1 pseudogene is annotated in these 282 nt (G+C 42.9%); it reads left to right on the forward strand.

The annotated features are described in order from the left end of the window. A pseudogene (locus AB4512_RS22555) lies at positions 1 to 282 on the forward strand (sodium:solute symporter); the annotation flags it as partial.

Below are 282 nucleotides of genomic sequence, written 5' to 3' on the forward strand. Positions count from 1 at the left end.
TGATCAAGACATGACTCAACGTGTGTTGACGTGTAAAAATGCCAAACAAGGTTCAAAGGCGATGATCAACTCAATCATTTTTTCGATTCCAGTTGTACTCGTATTCATGTCTATTGGCCTACTCTTATATGTCTTCTACCAAAGACCTGAGCTAATGGGTGTGGAAGGCAAAGAAGTCGTGCAAAACTTTAATGGTGAAAACGTCACGATCTTCATGTACTACGTGCTAAATGAAATGCCTGCGGGTCTTCGTGGCTTAGTGACTGTTGGGGTCGTTGCAGC

The sequence above is a fragment of the Vibrio sp. 10N.222.52.B7 genome, from assembly GCF_041474275.1.
Classification (GTDB): Bacteria; Pseudomonadota; Gammaproteobacteria; order Enterobacterales; family Vibrionaceae; genus Vibrio; species Vibrio crassostreae_C.